The 18,940-nt window shown below is 73.1% G+C and carries 14 protein-coding genes and 1 pseudogene; 3 read left to right on the plus strand and 12 right to left on the minus strand.

What is annotated here, in order from left to right; translation table 11 throughout:
- Positions 1-179 precede the first annotated feature (179 nt).
- Together ABVB68_RS23555 and ABVB68_RS23560 are read left to right on the plus strand one after the other, a co-directional pair.
- Entirely contained in the window at positions 180-1,046 is an 867-nt protein-coding gene (locus tag ABVB68_RS23555; RefSeq protein WP_503006219.1) for a helix-turn-helix domain-containing protein, read from the plus strand.
- The gene (locus ABVB68_RS23560; protein ID WP_353603094.1) at positions 1,043-1,249 is read left to right on the plus strand and encodes a DUF397 domain-containing protein; all 207 of its coding nucleotides are present in this window, start codon (positions 1,043-1,045) and stop codon (positions 1,247-1,249) included. Before ABVB68_RS23555 ends, ABVB68_RS23560 begins: the two co-directional genes overlap by 4 nt.
- A 37-nt stretch (positions 1,250-1,286) precedes the next feature.
- Here the strand turns inward: ABVB68_RS23560 and ABVB68_RS36990 are convergent.
- The 8 genes and pseudogenes from ABVB68_RS36990 to ABVB68_RS23600 form a co-directional block, all read right to left on the minus strand.
- Positions 1,287-2,579, minus strand: a pseudogene (locus ABVB68_RS36990) (SWIM zinc finger family protein); the annotation flags it as partial.
- Between the two features lie 1,484 nt (positions 2,580-4,063).
- Positions 4,064-6,922, minus strand: coding sequence for an SCO1167/SCO6262 family helicase (locus tag ABVB68_RS23570; RefSeq protein ID WP_353603095.1), 2,859 nt, complete (start codon positions 6,920-6,922; stop codon positions 4,064-4,066).
- Positions 6,923-7,231: 309 nt separating this feature from the next.
- Positions 7,232-7,813 carry a sugar kinase gene (locus tag ABVB68_RS23575; protein WP_353603096.1) on the minus strand — a complete coding sequence of 194 codons (582 nt, stop codon included), beginning with the start codon at positions 7,811-7,813 and terminating at the stop codon, positions 7,232-7,234.
- A complete protein-coding gene (locus tag ABVB68_RS23580) occupies positions 7,810-8,955 on the minus strand; it encodes an ROK family glucokinase (protein ID WP_353603097.1) in 1,146 nt (381 codons plus the stop codon). The genes ABVB68_RS23575 and ABVB68_RS23580 overlap by 4 nt, the downstream gene beginning before the upstream one ends.
- A gap of 235 nt (positions 8,956-9,190) precedes the next feature.
- Positions 9,191-9,985 (minus strand): ATP-binding cassette domain-containing protein, encoded by a 795-nt coding sequence (locus ABVB68_RS23585; RefSeq protein ID WP_353603169.1) that lies wholly within the window; start codon positions 9,983-9,985, stop codon positions 9,191-9,193.
- Positions 9,986-10,077: 92 nt separating this feature from the next.
- Entirely contained in the window at positions 10,078-11,106 is a 1,029-nt protein-coding gene (locus ABVB68_RS23590) for an ABC transporter permease (RefSeq protein ID WP_353603098.1), read from the minus strand.
- Entirely contained in the window at positions 11,103-12,107 is a 1,005-nt protein-coding gene (locus ABVB68_RS23595; RefSeq protein WP_353603099.1) for a sugar ABC transporter substrate-binding protein, read from the minus strand. The genes ABVB68_RS23590 and ABVB68_RS23595 overlap by 4 nt, the downstream gene beginning before the upstream one ends.
- Before the next feature lie 195 nt (positions 12,108-12,302).
- A complete protein-coding gene (locus ABVB68_RS23600; protein ID WP_353603170.1) occupies positions 12,303-13,040 on the minus strand; it encodes a GntR family transcriptional regulator in 738 nt (245 codons plus the stop codon).
- A gap of 130 nt (positions 13,041-13,170) precedes the next feature.
- On the opposite strand from ABVB68_RS23600, the gene ABVB68_RS23605 reads away from it, so the two are divergent.
- A complete protein-coding gene (locus tag ABVB68_RS23605) occupies positions 13,171-14,187 on the plus strand; it encodes a Gfo/Idh/MocA family protein (RefSeq protein WP_353603100.1) in 1,017 nt (338 codons plus the stop codon).
- Between the two features lie 413 nt (positions 14,188-14,600).
- Here the strand turns inward: ABVB68_RS23605 and ABVB68_RS23610 are convergent, their stop codons facing one another.
- The 4 genes from ABVB68_RS23610 to ABVB68_RS23625 all read right to left on the minus strand — a co-directional run bounded on the left by ABVB68_RS23610 (position 14,601) and on the right by ABVB68_RS23625 (position 18,796).
- On the minus strand, positions 14,601-15,785 hold the full coding sequence (locus ABVB68_RS23610; protein WP_353603101.1) for a cytochrome P450 family protein: 1,185 nt from the start codon (positions 15,783-15,785) through the stop codon (positions 14,601-14,603).
- Between the two features lie 72 nt (positions 15,786-15,857).
- The gene (locus ABVB68_RS23615) at positions 15,858-16,544 is read right to left on the minus strand and encodes a response regulator (protein WP_353603102.1); all 687 of its coding nucleotides are present in this window, start codon (positions 16,542-16,544) and stop codon (positions 15,858-15,860) included.
- 165 nt (positions 16,545-16,709) lie between these two features.
- Entirely contained in the window at positions 16,710-17,951 is a 1,242-nt protein-coding gene (locus ABVB68_RS23620; RefSeq protein ID WP_353603171.1) for a sensor histidine kinase, read from the minus strand.
- A 449-nt stretch (positions 17,952-18,400) separates the two neighbouring features.
- On the minus strand, positions 18,401-18,796 hold the full coding sequence (locus ABVB68_RS23625; protein ID WP_353603103.1) for a ribonuclease domain-containing protein: 396 nt from the start codon (positions 18,794-18,796) through the stop codon (positions 18,401-18,403).
- Between the last annotated feature and the right edge of the window lie 144 nt (positions 18,797-18,940).

Raw genomic sequence — 18,940 nt, forward strand, 5'->3', positions numbered from 1 at the left:
GTACGTCGGCTTCGCCGTACGGCGCGGGCGGCCGGCGGTGGCCTGGGTGGTACGGGCCCTGTACGGGCGTTGTACGGGTCCCTCGGCGTGTCCCGGCTTCCACACGCCGCGTTGGACATGGACCGGTGGCGAGCGCGGCCGTGGGCGGGGTGTGGAGCGGGACGGAAGGGCGTGAAGCGGTGAAGACGGTACGGGACGCACGGGACACACCGACCGGGCGCACGGCGAAGGCGAAGGAGGAGGGCGCCGAACTGCCCGGCGTGTGGTCGGCGTACGGCGTGCTGCTCCGGCATCTGCGCAAGCGGGCCGGGTTGAACCAGCAGCAGCTCGGCGAGGCCATCGGCTACTCGCTGGAGCAGGTGGCGTCGGTCGAGCAGGGACGACGGCCGGCGAAGGCGGTGTTCACGGCGGCCGCGGAGCGGGTGCTGGAGGCGGGCGGGGTTCTGGCCGTGCTCCAGGACGAGGTGGACCGGGCCAAGTTGCCTCGGTTCTTCCGCGACTTCGCGCTGATCGAGGCGGACGTGGTGAGCCGGTTCTCCTACGATCCGCTGCTGGTCCCGGGGTTGTTGCAGACGGAGGGGTATGCGCGAGCCGTGTTTGCCGGGCACTGTCCGCCGCTGAGTGAGGAGATCATCGACCGCCATACGGAGGCGCGGCTGAGTCGGCAGAAATTGCTGGCACGGGTGCCGATGGCGGAGCTGTCGTTCATCGTCGGCGAGGAGGCGTTGCGGGATCCGGTGGGTGACCCCGAGGTCATGCGCGGGCAGTGGCAACGGCTACTCGAGGTAGGCGCGTTGCGTAACGTGCAGATCCAGGTCATGCCTGCCGCGTCCGGGTTCCACTCCGGCCTGGACGGACCGTTCGTCGTGCTGGAGACCATGGATCATCAGCACCTCGGATACATCGAGTCCCAGGAAGTCGGGTGCGTCGTCCGTGATCCCGCACAGATGAGCGCCTTCGGATTGCGGTATGGCAAGCTGCGATCACAGGCTCTGAACGGCGTGGAGTCTGCGCAGCTCATCGAACGGCTGGTGGGAGAGACATGAGCGTGGAGCAGGTATCCGAGAACGTGGACGGGCTGCGCTGGTTCAAGAGCAGCTACAGCGGATCCGGGGGCGGCGACTGCGTGGAGGTGGCTTCCGGCCCGGACGCCGTGTTCGTACGGGACTCCAAAGTGGCGGATGATGGGCCGGTGTTGCGCATCACCAGGGGCGAGTGGGCGGCGTTCGTGGCGCACGGGGTGAAGTAGAGTCGAGCGGACCTTCCCGGCGAACCGACGGGGTCGCTCAGTCGTCCGGGGCGCCGAGACCGGTGAGGGCGCCCACCGGGTCCAGGTCGGGGGTGCCACGCGGCCACCAGTCGTCCTTCTCCGGCTCGGACTCATAGGCGTACCACAGGCCGTCGCGGCCGAGGCGGAGCTGGGTGTGGCCGCGGGGGTGGGTGAGACGGTTGCGCCAGGGACGGAACGCCGGGAGGTCGGCGGCGAGCAGCAGCGGGCGGGCCCGGTCGAAGCGGCCGGCGGGCGGATCCCATGGCTCCTCCAGGACGGACAGCCCCTCCGGACCGCCCTGCCGCCAGGCCGCGACGGCGCGCGCCAGGTCGGCCGGGGTACGTCCGACGGCCGTCGCGAGCGTGGAGTAGAGCGTCCGCGTGGCCGCGGTCAGGCCGGAACCGGGACGGGCCGCGGCGAGCCGCACCGCGTCCTGCCAGAGCGTCAGGTCGCCGACCGGGTCGCGGCCGGTGGTGAGCAGCGCGTGCGCGCGGGCGGCGGCGTCGGTCGCCAGCTGGTCCAGCGCGAAGGGGTCGGGGCCGCCGGGCGCCGCCGGGTACACCGGCGGCTGCCCGGGGTGCGCGGGCACCGGCAACGGTGAGGGTAGCGGCGGGAGTTGGCGGGGGGCGAGGGCGTCGGTCGCGCGTACACCGGGCAAGGACCGCGGCTGCCGTTCCTGTGCGGCGCGGGCCGCGCGGGCGGCACTGCGGCGGGAGAGCGCGTCGAGCAGTTCCCTCTCGCCCCGGCCGCGCAGCAGGAGCAGTACGAACGGGTCGGCGTCGAGCAGGCGTGCCGTCTGGTAGCAGAGGGCGGCCGCGTGCTTGCAGGGGTGGCCGGAGTCCGGGCAGCTGCAGCGGGGGGCGAGGTCGCCGGGGCCGGGCAGCAGGGGGACGCCGCAGTCGGCGAGGGACTGGGGCAGCTCCTTGTCGAGCAGGGCGGCGATGTCGCCCGGCCGGTCGGCGGCCGTGTCCAGGAACCGCGCCCAGTCGTCGTCCGCCAGCGTGCGTACCCGCATCTGTACGCGGTACGGACGTGGCCGGCTCCCGCGCACGTACGCCAGCACCAGTCCCGGGGTCACGGTGATCGCGTCGACATGCCCCTGGTCCGCGTAACCGCGTCCGCGCGCCAGCCGCTTCGGATCCAGCGCACCCTCCTCCAACGCCTCGACCCATGCGTTTCCCCACCAGGTCCCGGCGAACGCCCCGCCGTCCCCGGCGACCTGGCGAGGCGCGAACGCCGCGAACGTACGGCGGAGTTCGGAGTCGCGGTGAGGGGCCGCCATGGTCGTCGGCATGCGCGGGGGTGCGGGGGTGGAGTGTGCGGGAGTCGTGGGCTCAGGGTCGGCGTGCACGGGGATCTTGGGTGCAGGGTTGGTGGGTGCAGGGTTGGTGGCTGCGGGGGTGGTGGGTGCGGGGGTCGTGGGGGCGGACGTGATGGGCGCGGGGGCTGGGTGCGCGAGGGTGGAGGGGGCGGAGTCGGTGGACACGGGGGCGGTGGGCACGGAGGGCGCGGACGCCGGAGACGACGACTCGGGCACCGGAGCCGGAGATGCGGGCGCATGAGCCGGTGAGTCGGGTGCGGGAGTCGGAGATACCGACCGCGAAGCCGGAGACCCGGAGTCCGGAGCCGGAGAACCCGAACGCGAGGCCGGAGAACCGGAGTCCGCAGCCGGAGAACCCGAACGCGAGGCCGGAGAACCGAAGTCCGCAGCCGACGAAGCGGAGTCCGGAGCGGGAGCCCCGGACCGGGGAGTCGAAGACGCGGAAGGCGGAGTCGGAGACCCCGACCGCGATGCCCGGGATCCGGAGTCCGAAGCCGGAGACCCGGAGGTCGAAGCCGGAGACCCGGAGGTCGGAACGGGAGGCTCGCAGGCCGCAGTTGAAGGACCGGAGACCGAAGCCGGCGTCTCGGAGGCCGGAGTCGGAGACCCGGTGCGCGACGGCGGGCGTGTCGTGGGCGATGGATGCGGGGCGGTAGGTGTGTGCGGGTCGGTGGGCGTGCCGGCGCCGGCGCTCGGCTCCTCGCTCGCGTCAGGCGTGTCGGCCCAGTCGGGCATGCGGAAGGCGTTCGCCAAGTAGTGCCGCATCTCCTGGGCGGCCTTGGCCCGGACCGGGCGGGCCTCCTGCCGAGCGGACGGGGGGTGCGGCGCGCCGGCTGCGGACCGCGCGGCAGCGCGCTGCTCGCTCCGGGGCTCTGCCTTCTCGGCACGCAGCGCCGCCTCCCTCCGGGCCGCGCGGAGCGCCTCCCGCGCGACGTCACCGGGGCGGCGACCACCCGTTGCCCCGCTTCCGGCCTCCGGTGCGGAAGGCGAAGCTGCCTGCTCCGGGGCGCGGTCGGGTGTCGAGACACCGGCACCGGACTCCGGTGGCGCAACCACCCCCGCACCAGCCGCCGTTGCCGAGGCGCCGGCGTCTGCGTCGGCGTCGGCCGTTGGTGTCGCAGCTCCCGCATGGGTGGCCGCTGTCGAAGCGCCGGAATCGCCCGTCGGCACCGAAACAACGGGCGCCGTCCGGTCCGCACCTTGGTCCGCCGCGTCCCGTGCAATCACATCAGCACCCGGCACCACCCGCTCCGCACCCGGCACGACCCGCTCCGAATCCGGCGCCGTCCCGTCCGCACCCGGCACCACCCGCTCCGCACCCGCGCCCGGGATCACCCGTCCCGAAGCCGGCCTCGGCCGATCCGCGCCCGGTGTCGCCCGGTCCGCGGCCTCGCGTTCGGTTTCTGTTCGTCTGCGGGCCGCTCGCAGGGCCTGGCGGGCGGCGTCGGCGGGGCGGGGGCGGTCCGGGTCCGTCATGGCGTCCTCCGCAGGGAGACCAGGTCGGACAGTTCGCGGTCGGTCAGCTCGGTGAGTGCCGCCTCGCCGGAGCCGAGGACGGCGTCGGCCAGCGCCCGCTTGGCGGTGAGCATCTCGGCGATGCGGTCCTCGACCGTGCCCTCGGTGACCAGGCGGTGGACCTGGACCGGCTGGGTCTGGCCGATGCGATAGGCGCGGTCGGTGGCCTGTTCCTCGACGGCCGGGTTCCACCAGCGGTCGAAGTGGACCACGTGGCCCGCGCGGGTGAGGTTCAGACCGGTGCCGGCCGCCTTCAGGGACAGCACCAGGACGGGAGTCTCGCCGCTCTGGAAGCGGTCGACCATGCGCTCGCGCTCCGCAACCGGGGTGCCGCCGTGCAGGAGGTCGACGGGAATCGCACGGGCGGACAGGTGCGCGGTGATGAGCCGGGCCATGCCGACGTACTGCGTGAAGACGAGCGCCGAACCGTCCTCGGCGAGCAGGGTGTCCAGCAGTTCGTCCAGGAGGGCCAGTTTGCCGGAACGGGTGGCCGCCCGGTCGGTGTGCGCGTCCTCCTTCAGGTACAGCGCCGGGTGGTCGCAGATCTGCTTGAGCGCGCCGAGGAGCTTCAGCACCAGGCCACGGCGCCCGATGCCCTCCGCGGTCTCGATGGCCAGCATCGACTCGCGCACCACCGCCTCGTACAGCGCGGCCTGCTCGCGGGTGAGCGGTACCGGGTGGTCCGTCTCGGTCTTGGGCGGCAGCTCGGGGACGATGCCCGGGTCGGACTTCTTGCGGCGCAGGAGGAACGGCCGCACCAGACGGGCCAGGCGCTCCACCGCCTCCTGGTCCTCGCCGTTCTCCACCGCGCGGGCGTGCCGGGCCCGGAAGGACTTCAGGGGGCCGAGGAGTCCGGGGGTGGTCCAGTCGAGCAGGGCCCACAGTTCGGAGAGGTTGTTCTCCACGGGGGTGCCGGTCAGGGCCACGCGCGCGGGGGCCGGGATGGTGCGCAGCGCCTTGGCGGTGGCCGAGTAGGGGTTCTTGACGTGCTGGGCCTCGTCGGCGACGACCATGCCCCAGGGCTGCTCGGCGAGGTGGGCGGCGGTCGAGCGCATGGTGCCGTAGGTGGTCAGGACGAAGCCGCCGTCGAGGCCGTCCAGGGTGCGGCTCTGGCCGTGGAAGCGGCGGACGGGGACCCCGGGCGCGAACCGGGAGATCTCCCGCTGCCAGTTGCCGAGGAGGGAGGCCGGGCAGACGACGAGGGTCGGTTCGGTGCGGGCCCGCTTCAGGTGCAGGGCGATGAGCGTGACCGTCTTGCCGAGGCCCATGTCGTCGGCCAGGCAGCCGCCGAGGCCGAGGGAGGTCATCAGGTCGAGCCAGGCGAGGCCCCGCAGCTGGTAGTCGCGGAGTGTGGCGTCGAGTCCGGGGGGCGGGTCGGCGGGGTGCAGGCCGGCCGTGAGGCGGGCGCGGAGGGTCGCCAGGGCGCCGACGGGGACGGCCTCGACGGTCTCGCCGTCGACCTCGGCCTCGCCGGTGAGCGCCGCGGACAGGGCGTCGACCGGGTCGAGCAGACCGAGTTCGCGCTTGCGGGCCTTGCGGACGAGTGCGGGGTCGACGAGGACCCAGCGGTCCCGTAGCCGTACGACCGGGCGGTGGGCCTCGGCGAGCGCGTCCATCTCGGCCTCGCTGAGCGGTTCCCCGCCGAGCGCCAGCTGCCAGCGGAACTGGAGGAGGTCCTCGCTCTCGAAGAAGCCGGTGCCGTCGGTCGCCGAGCCGGGCGCGGTACGGATCACCGCCGCGGCCGTCAGGTCGCGGGCGAGGTCCCGGGGCCAGTGCACGCCGACTCCGGCGGCCGCGAGCCGGCCGGCCGCGGCGCCGAGCAGGTCGCCCACCTCCTCCTCGGACAGGGCCAGGACGTCGGGCACGTCCTGTTCGGCGAGCCGCTCCAGGGGCGGCCACACGCGGGCCGCCCGGCGGACGGCGAGGGCCGCGTCGACGCGCGCGCGGGGCCCGAACGCCACGTCGGCCTCCCCCGCCCACAGGGCCGCCGCGTCGGCCATCAGGGTGGGGTCGGCGAGGCTGTGCACCTGCACGACGGCCGCTCCCGCGGCCCGCGCGCCGTCGCTCGCGCCCGCGTCGAAGACGTCGTAGGCGGACAGGTCGAGGCGGAGCGAGATCCGCACGCCCGCGTCCATGCCGGCGGCGACCTCGGCCGCCCACTCGTGGGCCTGCGGCAGGGCCTGGGGCTCGCGGGCGGCGAAGGGCCGGCCGGAGGTGCAGGGGGCCGCGGGGGTGCGGGGCAGGGTGTCGGCGACCGCGTCCAGGAACGAGCGGACCAGGGCCTCCGGCTCGGGCAGCCGCAGCGGGCCGGGATCGGGCAGGGGCACGGCGTGGCCCTCGGGGGGCAGGGCGGCGGCGATCGCGCGCAGGTGGGCGATGTCGTCGGGTTCGAGCGGTCCGGCCCGCCAGGCGTCGTGGCCGCTCGGGGTCAGACCCGGCAGCAGGCGGCCGCGGGCGACCAGGCGCAGCGCGTGCAGGGCGGCGGCACCCCAGCAGGCCGTGGCGGGGTGAGCGGCCGGGTCGTGCCGGGCGCGGACCAGCAGGGGCAGGGCTGCGGCGAGCGGCAGGGTCAGCGCGGGCACCTGCCGGCGGCGCACGCCGGCACCGTGGCGTCGTACGACCGTCAGCTCGGCGGGGTCGCTCTCGGTGCCGCCCCCGAGGGGCGGGGGGCCGCCGTCGGGATCCCAGAAGGCGATGCGGCCCTCGCGCGGGAGGGGCGCCGGCAGGTAGACGGACGCGAGGCGCGCCGGAACGGCGTCGCCGGTCCACCCGGGGTCCTGCGTGCGCTGTGTCACCGCAGCCGCGCCGCCGCTCATACGTCCTGCCACCTCCCGCCCGTGCTGTCGGATCAGACGTCTTCGACTCTACGGGCGGGGTCTGACAACCGGCTCCCAGGCCCGGCCGGACCCTCCCGGGACCCGGGCTCGGACGAGGAAGACCGTCGGAGGGGGGCTTACGGCACCGCGGGAGACCCCCGACACCATCGCCGGCGCACACGGCACCGCGGGAGACGGCGAACACCATGGCCGGGGCGTACGGCACCGCGCCGGACGAGCAACGCCAGCGGGGTCCATGGCACGGGTGGGGGACGACCTACGCCCTCGGCGGGCCCCGTCGACCGGGGCCTACGGCACCGTGCGGGAGACGACGAACACCATGGGGCGGTTCAGGTCGGACAGGTTCACGACCACGTCCTGGGTGGGCGCCGGGTTCTTCTGGTGGTGGGTGAGGCCCAGCCACGGACCGGGGCCGGTGAATTTCCAGCCGCTGACCTTCCGGTCGCGGTCGCCGATGGCGATGTCGTCCTTCTTCAGCTCGTCCCGGCGTGCGCCCATGGTCTCGAGGAAGCTGTCCAGACCGGCCGCGTTGGTACGGAACTGCACGTACAGGCGGCTGGTCTTCCAGTTGTTCGTCTCGTAGTAGGCGACGTCCTCGGCGGGGTGCGGGACGCTCACCTGGTAGAGGCGGCGCTGCACCTTGGACGGCCAGCCCTGGGTGAGGCCGGTCGCGGAGTACTTCGCCTCCTTGTCCTTGCCGCTGTTGCGGCTCTGGTTCGCGGAGATCACCAGGTATCCGGCCGGGACGCCGATGAGCAGGCCGATGATCAGCAGGGTGAGCGCCCGGCGCCTGGCCTTGTGTCTCGGGTCCTCGGCGGGCCGCCGCGGCTCGTCCGGTGGACCGCCCTGGTGGGGCAGCGACGGTGTCATGCGCTGTCCTGGTCGCGGCGGCCCTGGGTGTACCGCTCGTAGCGCTCGTACCGCTCCACCCGGCGCCGCTTGGCCCGGCGGAAGCGGCGGGCGACCAGCCGGGCCAGGTCGGCGGCGCCGACCATGCCGGCCTCGGGACCGAGCTGGGCGCGGGTGATACGGGCCTCGGGGCGGTAGCCGCGGCCGGTGAGGTGACGCTTGAAGGCGTCGCGGGCGGGGCCGATGAGCAGGTCGTCGGCGGCGCTGACGCCGCCGCCGATGACGAAGCAGGAGGGGTCGAGGGCGGCGGCGAGGTTGGCGATGCCGACGCCGAGCCACTGGCCGATGTCCTGGAGCAGCTCCACGCACATGGCGTCGCCCTCGCGGGCCAGCTCGGTGATCAGCGGGCCGGTGATGTCGCCGATGTTGCCGTTGACGCGCTCGATGATCCCGTAGGCCACCGGGGAGTCGGCGGCGGCCAGCTCCCGGGCCTCGCGGACGAGGGCGTTGCCGGAGCTGTACTGCTCCCAGCAGCCGCGGTTGCCGCACGGGCAGCGGTGGCCCCCCGGCACGACCTGCATGTGGCCGAATTCTCCGGCCACACCGAACTTGCCGCGCTTGACCTGGCCGTCCTCCAGGATGGCGCCGCCGATGCCGGTACCGAGGGTGATCATGACGAGGTGGTCCTCGCCGCGGCCGGCGCCGAAGCGCCACTCCGCCCAGGCGGCGGTGTTGGCGTCGTTGTCCACCAGGACCGGCACGGACAGGCGGCTGGCGAGGCGGTCCCGGAGGGGTTCGTTGCGCCAGGACAGGTGGGGGGCGAACAGGACGCGGTTGCGGTCGGCGTCGACCCAGCCGGCCGCGCCGATGCCGACCGCGTGCACGTCGTGCCGGTCGGAGAGGTCCAGGACCAGTTCGGCGATGGTGTCCTCGACGACCTTGGGGCTCTTGGACTTGTCCGGGGTCTCCGTGCGGAGCTTCTCCAGGATGTTGCCGTCGGCGTCCACGACGCCCGCCATGACCTTGGTGCCGCCGATGTCGATGCCCACCGTCGGCACCCGGGGTGCGGTCAGATGGGATCGGCGTTCCCTTGTCCCGACCGTACGGAGCACAGGGGTCCGGCGGGAGCCGATGGGGGCGGTGAGGTCGCGGTAGGTGCTCATCGGCGTCGATTCTGCCTCACCGGGGATACGGGTGCCGTACAGGGCGGGAGAGGGGGCGGCGGCCGTCGCCGGACGCGGGTGCGCGGCGGCAGAGTGTGCAGCGCGCCCATGTGGCGGAGCCACATGTCGATACGGCCCGGCCCCCTGTCGCCCCGCTCCCCCGTCAACCCCGCGCGGCTTCGACCCCCTTGCGGCTTCGCGCTCCCCGCAGCCTCCGGCCCGCCCGCCGGAGTCCCTAGGCTCGCCCCAGTTCGTGGCGCAGCGCGTCCAGGTCGGAGCCGCCCGCCATCTGCCGGGTCAGTTCGTCGAGTGTGATCTCGTCCCGTGTGTGATGACCCACCATCGCGCCGCGGCGCAGCAGGACGAAGCGGTCGCCGACGAGGTACGCGTGATGCGGGTTGTGGGTGATCAAGACAACGCCCAAGCCCTCATCGCGTGCCGCGGCCACATATTTGAGCACCACACCGGACTGCTTCACACCCAGCGCCGCCGTCGGCTCGTCGAGGACCAGGACCTTGGCGCCGAAGTGCACCGCCCGGGCGATGGGCACGCACTGGCGTTCGCCCCCGGACAGGGTGCCGATGGGCTGGTCGACGTCCCGGAGGTCGATGCCCATGCGCAGCAGGGCCTCGCGGGTGGTGCGGCGCATGAGGTCGATGTCGAGGCGCTTGAAGGGGCCGACGCCCTTGCGGGGCTCGGAGCCGAGGAAGAAGTTCCGCCAGACCGGCATGAGGGGGACGACGGCGAGGTCCTGGTAGACCGTGGCGATGCCGCGGTCCAGGGCCTCGCGCGGGGAGGACAGGCGGGTCTCCGCGCCGTCCAGGCACAGGGCGCCGCCGTCGTGCCGGTGCAGACCGGCGATGATCTTGATCAGCGTCGACTTGCCCGCGCCGTTGTCGCCGAGGACGCAGGTGATCTCCCCGGCGTGGACCTCCAGAGAGACGCCCTCCAGGGCGCGGACGTTGCCGTAGTACTTGCTGACGTCGGCCAGCTGCACCAGCGCCGTACGCTCCGGCGTCTCCGGCGTCATGGTCGGCTCCGGCGTCTTGGTCGGCTCCGGCACCTCTCGCGCCCCCCTCGGCTCCGTCGGCTCCGTCATCTTCGTCGCCTCCGTCGGCTTCGTCATGTCGTGGCCTCCGCGCGCTTGCGGACCCAGGCGTTGAGCAGGGTCGCGAGGAGCAGCATCGCTCCGAGGAAGAACTTGAACCAGTCCGGGTTCCACTCGGCGAAGACGATGCCCTTGCTGGTCATGCCGAACAGGAGCGCGCCGACCGCCGAACCGATCGCGCTGCCGTAACCGCCGGTGATCAGACAGCCGCCGATGACGGCCGCGATGATGTAGATCAGCTCGTTGCCGACGCCCTCGCCGGACTGGACGGCGTCGAAGGAGAAGAGCAGGTGCTGGCCGGAGATCCAGGCACCGAGGGCAACGCCCATATAGAGGCCGATCTTGGTCCTGGCCACCGGGACGCCGACCGCGCGGGCGGCGTCCTCGTTGCCGCCGACGGCGAAGATCCAGTTGCCGACCCGGGTGCGCAGCAGGACCCAGGAGGCGAGGGCGACCAGGCCCAGCCACCACAGGATGGTGACCTTGAAGTCGACGCCGCCGACGGTGAGGGTCGAGGCGAAGGCGTCGCGGGCGCTGGTGAAGCCCTCCATGTCGGCGATCGTCTTGGTGGAGACGGTGCCGTCGATCAGCTTGGTGAGTCCGAGGTTCATGCCGGTCAGCATCAGGAAGGTGCCGAGGGTGACGATGAAGCTCGGCAGCCCGGTGCGGGTGAGCATGAAGCCGTTGAAGGCGCCGATCGCCAAGGTGACCAGCAGGGACACTCCCACGCCGACCCAGGTGTTCGCCGTCATCTGGTAGCTGAACATCGAGGAGACCAGCGCCGAGGAGGTCACCAGGACACCGGCCGAGAGGTCGAACTCGCCGCCGATCATCAGCAGGGCCACGGGTACGGCCATGATGCCGATGGTCGAGGAGGCGTACAACACCGTGCTCAGGCTGGAGGCACGCAGGAAGCCCTCGGCGGCGACGGCGAAGAAGGCGAAGACCGCGAGCGCGCCGACGACGGAGCCCAGCTCCGGGCGTGAGAGCAGCTTCCGCAGCGGCGAGGTCTGCAGAATCCTTTCATCAGCCATCGCGCTCATCGGGTGCCCCGCTCGGTGTACTCCGCCAGCGTGGACGCCTGGTCCTTGGTGATGATCTGCGGGCCGGTCAGCACCGGCTTGCCGCCACCGAGGACGTCGCCGTTGTACCTGTACAGCCACAGCAGGTCGACCGCCTGGTAGCCCTGCAGATACGGCTGCTGGTCCACGGCGAAGCCGAGGGTGCCGTCCTTCAGCTCGGCGGCCACCTTGGCGTTGAGGTCGAAGGTGTCGATCTCGGCCTTGGCACCCGCGTCCGTCCTCGCCTTCACGGCGGTGTCGGCGTAGGGGGCGCCGAGCGTGACGACGGCGTCGAAGGAGGTGTCGGCCTGCAGCTTGGCCTCGATCGCGGACTGCACGTCGGGCATGTCGGTGCCGTTGACGTAGAGCTTGCGCAGGGTGCCGTGGAAGGTCTTGGCGACGCCGTCGCAGCGCTGCTCGTGGCCGACGTTGCCCTGTTCGTGCAGGACGCACAGGGCCTTCTTCCTGCCCCGCTTGTTCAGCTCCTCGCCCACGGCCTCACCGGCGACGGTCTCGTCCTGGCCGATGTGGGTGAGCGCGCCGAAGGCCTTGGACTCGGCCGAGCCGGAGTTGACCGTGACCACCGGGATGCCGGCCTTCTCCGCGCGGGCCAGCGCGGCCTTCATGGCGTCCGGCTTGGCGAGGGTGACGATGATGCCGTCGACCTTCTTGTCCACGGCCGCGTCCACCAGCTGCGCCTGCTGCTGGGCCTGGTCGTCGTGCGAGTACAGGAACTTGATGTTGTCCTTGCGGGCGGCCTGCCGGGCACCGCTCTGCACGATGTCCCAGAAGGTGTCGCCGTCTCCCGAGTGGGTGATCATCGCGAAGGTCCAGCGGGGGGTGTCCACCGCCGCCCTGCCCTGGGCCGCGGCGGCCTTGCGGGCGTCCTCGGCCCGCTTGCCGCCGGTGCTGCTGCAGCCCGCCAGGGACACGGAGAGTGCCCCCGCCAGCGCTATGCCTACCCAGGTCCGAAACCGTGCCACGAGGCCGTGCCCTTCTTGCTGTGCTTCTGCCTGCTCCGACGTGCGTAAGGGGCGGGCGACCTCACCGTCGGCACGTCCCGGCGGCGACCTCACCAGCCCCAAACACTTCAGTATCGAACACGGCAACGCACATGACACAGCCGGGGACCCGTCGCCGGTCATATTGTCCGGACATTGCGACGAACTGAGGGCCGGTCAGGGCCGTACGAGCAGCTGGAACTCGAAGGAGTAGCGGGTGGGACGGTAGGTGTGGTCGCCGAACTCGACCGCGCGGCCGGTGTCGTCGAAGGTGGTGCGCTGCATGGTGAGCAGCGGGGCACCCTCGGCCTCGGCGAGGCGCTCGGCCTCGGCGGCCGTGGCACCGCGGGCGCCGATGGACTGGCGGGCGCTGTGCAGGGTGATCCCGGCGGAGCGCATCAGCCGGTACAGGCCGGTGGCCTCCAGCTGGCCGGTGTCCAGGTCGAGCAGACCGGGCGGCAGGTGGTTGATCAGATAGGCCATGGGTTCGCCGTGCGCGAGCCGGAGCCGCTCCACCCGGTGCACGTCGCTGCCCTCGGCGACGGCGAGCGCGGCGGCCACCTCGGCGGAGGCCGGGACGACGGTGTTGACCAGCACCTTGGTGGTGGGGCGCTGGCCGGCCGCCTCCAGGTCGTCATAGAGACTGCTCAGCTCCAGGGGGCGCTTGACCTGGCTGTGCACGACCTGGGTGCCGACACCCCGGCGGCGGACCAGGAGCCCCTTGTCGACGAGCGACTGGATCGCCTGGCGGACGGTCGGCCGGGACAGCCCGAGCCGTGCGGCCAGCTCGATCTCGTTGCCCAGCAGGCTGCCCGGAGTGAGACGGCCGTGCTCGATGGCGGCCTCCAGCTGCTGGGAGAGCTGGAAGTACAACGGCACCGGGGAGCTACGGTCCACATGGAGATCGAGCGACACGGTCGGGTCCACATCAAGTTTCGGCACGGGCTCGAGCGTAGCCCCGTGATCGGTTGACGGGAAGTCGTGTAGTCCGATTGTCCGGACATACGGATTGACAGCTCCTGGGGTGGGCCCTCACTTTGTTTCCATGCGCATCGGCGTCATCGGTACGGGCCGCATCGGCACCCTCCACGCGAGCACGCTCAGCCGTCACCGCGAGGTCGGCTCCCTGATCCTGACGGACGTGGATCCGGCCCGGGCCCAGGAGCTGGCGCATCGGCTGGGCGAGACGGCGGCACCCGGGGTGGACGAGGTCTTCAGGTGGGGCGTGGACGCGGTGGTGATCACGGCGGCGACGGCGGCCCACGCCGAGCTGATCGGCCGGGCCGCACGCTCGGGGCTGCCGGTCTTCTGCGAGAAGCCGATCGCCCTTGACCTGCCGGGCACGCTACAGGCGCTCGCCGAGGTCGAGAGCGCCGGGACCGTGCTGCAGATGGGGTTCCAGCGGCGGTTCGACGCGGGCTACGCCGGCGCCCGGGAGGCGGTGCGCGCCGGGCGGCTCGGGCGCCTGCACACCGTGCGGGCCATGACCTGCGACCAGTCCCCTCCCCCGGCGGAGTGGCTGCCGCTGTCGGGCGGGCTGTTCCGGGACACGCTGATCCACGACTTCGACGTGCTGCGCTGGGTGACGGGCCGCGAGGTGCTCGACGTGTACGCCACCGGCTCCGACCGCGGTCCCGCGATGTTCCGCGAGGCCGGTGACGTCGACACGGGCGCGGCGCTGCTCACGCTGGACGACGGGGTCCTGGCCGCTGCGTCGGCGACCCGGCTGAACGGTGCGGGCTACGACGTCCGCATGGAACTGGCCGGCGAGCGGGACACGGTCGTGGTGGGACTGGACGACCGTACGCCGGTCGCCTCGACCGAGCCGAGCGGGCCGCCGCCCGCGGACAAGCCGTGGCCGGGGTTCGTGGAGCGGTTCGGGCCCGCCTACGAGGCGGAACTGGCCGCCTTCGTGGAGGTGGTGCGCGGCGAGCGGCCCAACCCGTGCGACGGCCACGAGGCGTTGCAGGCGCTGCGGATCGCCGAGGCCTGCGAGGTCTCCCGCCGGGAGCGGCGCCCGGTCACGCTGACGGAGATCGCGGACCGGACCCGGCCGGCGTAGCGCACGGCCAACTGTCCTGGGGCAAGGCCGAGTGTCCTGGGGCCCGGGGGCCGGCCGTCGTGGAGCCGAGTCCCGGCCGTCGTGGAGCCGAGGCCCGGCCGTCGTAGGGCCAGGCCCGACCCGTCGTGGGGCAAGGCCCGGCCGTTGTAGGGCCACGCCCGGCCGTCGTAGGGCAGAGCGCGGCATCGCCGTCGAGCCCGGGACCACCGCCGAGCCCGGCACCACCGCCGAGCCCGGCACCACCATCGAGCGCGGCACCACCGCCGAGCCCCGGACCACCATCGAGCGCGGCACCACCGCCGAGCCCCGGACCGCCGTCAAGTCCCGCACCGTCGTCAAGTCCGCCGCCGTGCCACAGGTGCCGTGCCCAGGTGCCGTGCGTGTGTCGGGGGTGGGACGCGGCGGTCGTCAGGTCACCAGCGCACCGGGAGGCTTCTGACGCCGCGCATGAGCAGGCCCGGCAGCCACTCCCCCGGCTCGCCGTCGAGGGCGAGGCCGGGAGCGCGCTCCAGCAGCGTGCCGATCGCGATACGGCCCTCCAGGCGGGCCAGGGGTGCTCCCAGGCAGTAGTGGATACCGTGGCCGAAGGCGAGGTGCCCGCGGCCGTCACGGCGGATGTCGAAGCGGTCCGGTTCGGCGTAGCGGGCGCCGTCACGCTGGGCGGCGCTGAGACCGACCAGCACGTCCTCGCCCTGCCCGATCGGGGTGCCGGCGATCTCCAGGTCCTCCGCGGCGTACCGGTACGTGGCGTTCTCCACCGGGCCCTCGTAGCGCAGCATCTCCTCGATGGCGCCGTCCATGAGGCTCATGTCGGCGCGGAGCGCGGCCAGTTGGCCGGGATGGGTGAGGAGGGCGAGGACGCCGTTGCCGATGAGGTTGACGGTGGTCTCATGGCCGGCGATGAGCAGCAGGTAGGCCATCCCACGCAGTTCCCGCGCGGAGAGCCGGTCGCCGTCCTCGGCGGTGGTGCGGATCAGGTCGCTGAGCAGGTCGTCGGTCGGCCCCGCGGACCGCTTGTCCTCGATCAGCCCGGTGAGGTATTCGGCGAGGCGGACGATCGCGGCCTGCCCGGAGTCGGGGTCGGTCGGCGCGACCACCTCGGTGGAGATCTTGCGGAACTCGGTGCGGTCCATCTCGGGGACGCCGAGCAGCTCGCAGATGACCGTGATGGGCAGCGGATAGGCGAGGGAGTCGATGAGGTCGGCGCGGCCGTGCGGCAGCATCTCGTCGAGCAGTTCGTCGGTGATCCGCTGGATCCGGGGCCGCAGTCGCTCGACGCGGCGCATGGTGAAGGCGCGGGCCACGAGGCTGCGCAGGCGGGTGTGCTGCGGCTGGTCGGCGACCAGCAGATACTTGCCGATCAGCTGCTCGTCCAGGGGCACGGCACCGATCTTGGCGCCGTCCTTGGCCAGCCGGTGGTCGGCCAGGGCGGCCCGTGCCTCCTCGTACCCCACGACCAGCCAGGTCTCCCAGACACCGCCCGGCATGGCGAACCGGACCCGGTGGACGGGACCCTGCTCACGCAGCCGCGCGTACACCGGGTGCGGGTCCCGGCGGAGCGCTTCGCCGGACTCCGTCAGGTCGATCACTCGTTGCATGTCCTCCCCTTACGGACTCCCCCGAGGTCCCCGGACAGCGGCCGGTACCTGGACAACGCGCACGCCGTCCGGCTAGTGCCCGTCGTCCCCGTCTTTCTCGAGCAGCCCCGCGTCGTAGGCCAGCAGGGCGATCTGGACGCGGTTGCCGAGGCCGAGCTTGGCGAGGATGCGGGAGACGTGGGTCTTCACGGTGGCCACGCTCATGAAGAGTTCGCCGGCGATCTGGGCGTTGGCCAGACCGCGGCCGACGGCGACGGCGACCTCGCGCTCGCGGTCGTTGAGCGCGGAGAGCCGTTCACGCGCGTGTGCGTGCCGGGCGTCGGCCGCGGTGCCGGCGGCGTGCCGCATCAACTGCCGGGTGACGGCGGGCGACAGGACCGGGTCGCCGGCCGCGACCCGGCGCACGGCGGCCACGATCTCGGCGGGCGGAGTGTCCTTGAGGACGAAGCCGGCGGCGCCCGCACGCAGGGCGTGCAGCACCTGCTCGTCGGCGTGGAAGGTGGTGAGCACCACGATCTGCGGCGCGTCGGGCCGTGCGCGCAGCCGCTCGGTGGCCGTGATCCCGTCGACCGACGGCATCCGGATGTCCATCAGGACGACGTCCGGCCGGGTGCGCGGCACGAGCGCCTCGGCCTCGGCGCCGTCGGCGGCCTCCCCGACGATCTCGATGCCCTCGGCGCCGCCCATCATCAGGGCGAGTCCGGCCCGGACGAGGGGGTCGTCGTCGACGAGGAGGAGTCTGATCGGCGTCGCAGTCATGGGGTTACGTAATCACGGGGGCGGGGACGGCGGAGGGGCGGTCGCCACAGGCCGCCGGTCAGGGTTGTGGGCCCGGCGGGAGTGGCGAAGTGCCGGAGGGCGAAGGTGCGGGGTGGAGGACGGCCGGGAGTCTCCGGTCCGGGTTCGGGGCCCGGCCGGTGCGGTTCAGGTCGTCGCCCACGGGAGCCAGGCCCGTACCTCGAAGCCTCCGTCGGCCCTGGCGCCGTGTTCGAGGCGTCCGCCCGTCAGGGTGGCGCGTTCGGTCAGACCGATCAGGCCCTGGCCGGAGCCGGGCACCGGCGGCACGTGGGACGGCGGGGCCGGGTTGCCGACGGTGACGGTCAGGCCGTCGCCCGCGGTGCCGGTGACGCGCATCGTGACCTCCGTGCCGGGGGCGTGCTTGCGGGCGTTGGTCAGGGCTTCCTGGGCGATGCGGTAGGCGGTGCGGCCTACGGAGGCGGGGACGGCGGCCGGGTCGGTGACCCGGTGGTCGAGGGTGATCCTCATGCCCGCGTCGCGGCACTCGGCGACGAGGGCCTCCACCGCGGCGAGGGTGGGCTGCGGCCGGCCGCCCGCGGCGTCGTCGGCCTCACCGGCCCGCAGTACGCCGATGATCTCCCGCAGATCCTGCAGGGCCTCGTGGGCACTCTCCCGGATGACCCCGGCGGCCCGCGCTATCTCCTCGCGGGGCGCGTCGGGCCGGAACTCCAGGGCGCCCGCGTGCACGCTGAGCAGGGTGAGCCGGTGGGCGAGGACGTCGTGCATCTCGCGGGCGATGGCCTCGCGGGCCAGGCGCTGGGCCTGCTCGGCACGCAGCAGTGCCTCGGTCTCCGCCCGCTGGGCCCGGTCCCGCAGGCTCAGCATCAGCATCCGCTTGGAGCGGACGAACATGCCCCAGCCGATGATCGAGACGGTGAGCAGTGCGGCGAACGCGACGACGGCGGCGTAGGGCAGGTCGGGGTCGGGCCGCAGCCAGTAGAAGAGCGGGAGCAGCGCGAGGTCGATGCCCCCGATCCAGGCGACATGGCGGAAGGGCCGGTGCACGGCGAGCGTGAAGACGGCGACCATCGCGGCGCCGCCCGAGGTGTTGGACAGCAGCCCGACCGGGACCATCGCGACGGCGAGCCCGACCGGCCACCTGCGCCGCAGCCAGATCGCCGCGCAGGAGAGGACGCCGAGCGTCTGGTCGAGGACGGCGACGAAATGCGGCAGGCCGGATTCCTTGTCGAGGGAGGCCGCGGCCGCCAGTCCGAGGCCGAGGGCCAGCAGGAAGCAGAAGAAGTCGACGACCCAGTCGCGGGCGGTGCGCCGCGGCCGCCGGCCGGAGGCACGGGCGTCCGGGTCCAGCTCGTGGACCAGTGCGGAGGGGAACAGCCAACGGCGGCCCGCGAACCCTTGCGTCACCATCGGCGGCTCGTCATCGCTCACGGTCGACGAATCTACGCAGAACCCGGGCCCGCGGGCACCTCGCGTCCGGGACCACCGACCAAAGTCGCAGCACTGTGGACTTTCGGTGGCCCGGCACCCCGCCGGGGGCGGCCTCACGGCGGCACGGACTCGCCCCGCGGCCGATGCGTGGGGGGAAGCCGCGGGGCGAGGGTCGTGCCGTGACACACGTACGGGAACTTCTCGGCTTGCCCGCCCCGGCGCGGGGCGGGCTGGGCCTGGTGCACGGTGTACGCACCGGCACGTGGACCGTGCGGCGGCGCGGGTTCCCCGACGGCTACGAGGTCCGCGCGAGCGTCGGGCTCGTGGTGCCCGCTTTCGCGCTGTTCGCCGCCGGGAGAGCCGGGGGCCCGGCCGCGTGCGGGCCGGGCCCTCGGCCGAGTGCACCGTTCCCTCGGGACCCGGTCCGCTCAGCAGCCGAAGTCGATCAGGTCGAACGTGGCGTAGTGGTCGGAGGTGTAGTAGTCCTCCTGGGTCTCCTCGCCGGTGATGACGCGCCGCGCACCGCGGGTGGAGGAGCCGGGGGTCTTCACCGTGTACTCGTGGTAGTAGCCGTTGGACTGCTGGGGCAGGACGCCTTCCCGGTTCTGGAAGACCACCCCGTCCTGCGGGTACGGGAAGGGGCCGCCCCGGTCGATGAGGTTCAGGGTGTCGTGGGCCTGCGTGGGCAGGGCGCGGTAGCAGATGCTGCCGACCGAGGCGGTCGTGGCGTCCGCCGTGGCGGCGGAGACGGCGCCGCCCACGAGGAGGGCGGAGAGCAGGGCGCCGGCGGCGCCGATGCGGGTGATCCGTGGGGGGAATCTCATGACCTCATGATGACGCGCGTAGACGTTGGCATGTCAACGACAAGGTTGAAGAGTTTCCCATCAAGTCCACGGAATTTTCACGGAGTTAACCCGAGGGCCGGGTGGAGCCGCCGCCCCGGGTGGGCAGGACGCAGACGCCGGCGG

This window comes from Streptomyces sp. NPDC096012 (genome assembly GCF_040426375.1).
Taxonomy (GTDB): Bacteria; Actinomycetota; Actinomycetes; order Streptomycetales; family Streptomycetaceae; genus Streptomyces.

Excerpts from the sequence above, each read along its gene's own strand:
- ABVB68_RS23560 (WP_353603094.1), top strand. The coding sequence starts at position 1,043 with ATGAGCGTGGAGCAGGTATCCGAGAACGTGGACGGGCTGCGCTGGTTC.
- ABVB68_RS23570 (WP_353603095.1), bottom strand. The coding sequence starts at position 6,922 with ATGAGCGGCGGCGCGGCTGCGGTGACACAGCGCACGCAGGACCCCGGG.
- ABVB68_RS23575 (WP_353603096.1), bottom strand. The coding sequence starts at position 7,813 with ATGACACCGTCGCTGCCCCACCAGGGCGGTCCACCGGACGAGCCGCGG.
- ABVB68_RS23580 (WP_353603097.1), bottom strand. The coding sequence starts at position 8,955 with ATGAGCACCTACCGCGACCTCACCGCCCCCATCGGCTCCCGCCGGACC.
- ABVB68_RS23585 (WP_353603169.1), bottom strand. The coding sequence starts at position 9,985 with ATGACGCCGGAGACGCCGGAGCGTACGGCGCTGGTGCAGCTGGCCGAC.
- ABVB68_RS23590 (WP_353603098.1), bottom strand. The coding sequence starts at position 11,106 with ATGAGCGCGATGGCTGATGAAAGGATTCTGCAGACCTCGCCGCTGCGG.
- ABVB68_RS23605 (WP_353603100.1), top strand. The coding sequence starts at position 13,171 with ATGCGCATCGGCGTCATCGGTACGGGCCGCATCGGCACCCTCCACGCG.
- ABVB68_RS23610 (WP_353603101.1), bottom strand. The coding sequence starts at position 15,785 with ATGCAACGAGTGATCGACCTGACGGAGTCCGGCGAAGCGCTCCGCCGG.
- ABVB68_RS23615 (WP_353603102.1), bottom strand. The coding sequence starts at position 16,544 with ATGACTGCGACGCCGATCAGACTCCTCCTCGTCGACGACGACCCCCTC.
- ABVB68_RS23620 (WP_353603171.1), bottom strand. The coding sequence starts at position 17,951 with ATGGTGACGCAAGGGTTCGCGGGCCGCCGTTGGCTGTTCCCCTCCGCA.
- ABVB68_RS23625 (WP_353603103.1), bottom strand. The coding sequence starts at position 18,796 with ATGAGATTCCCCCCACGGATCACCCGCATCGGCGCCGCCGGCGCCCTG.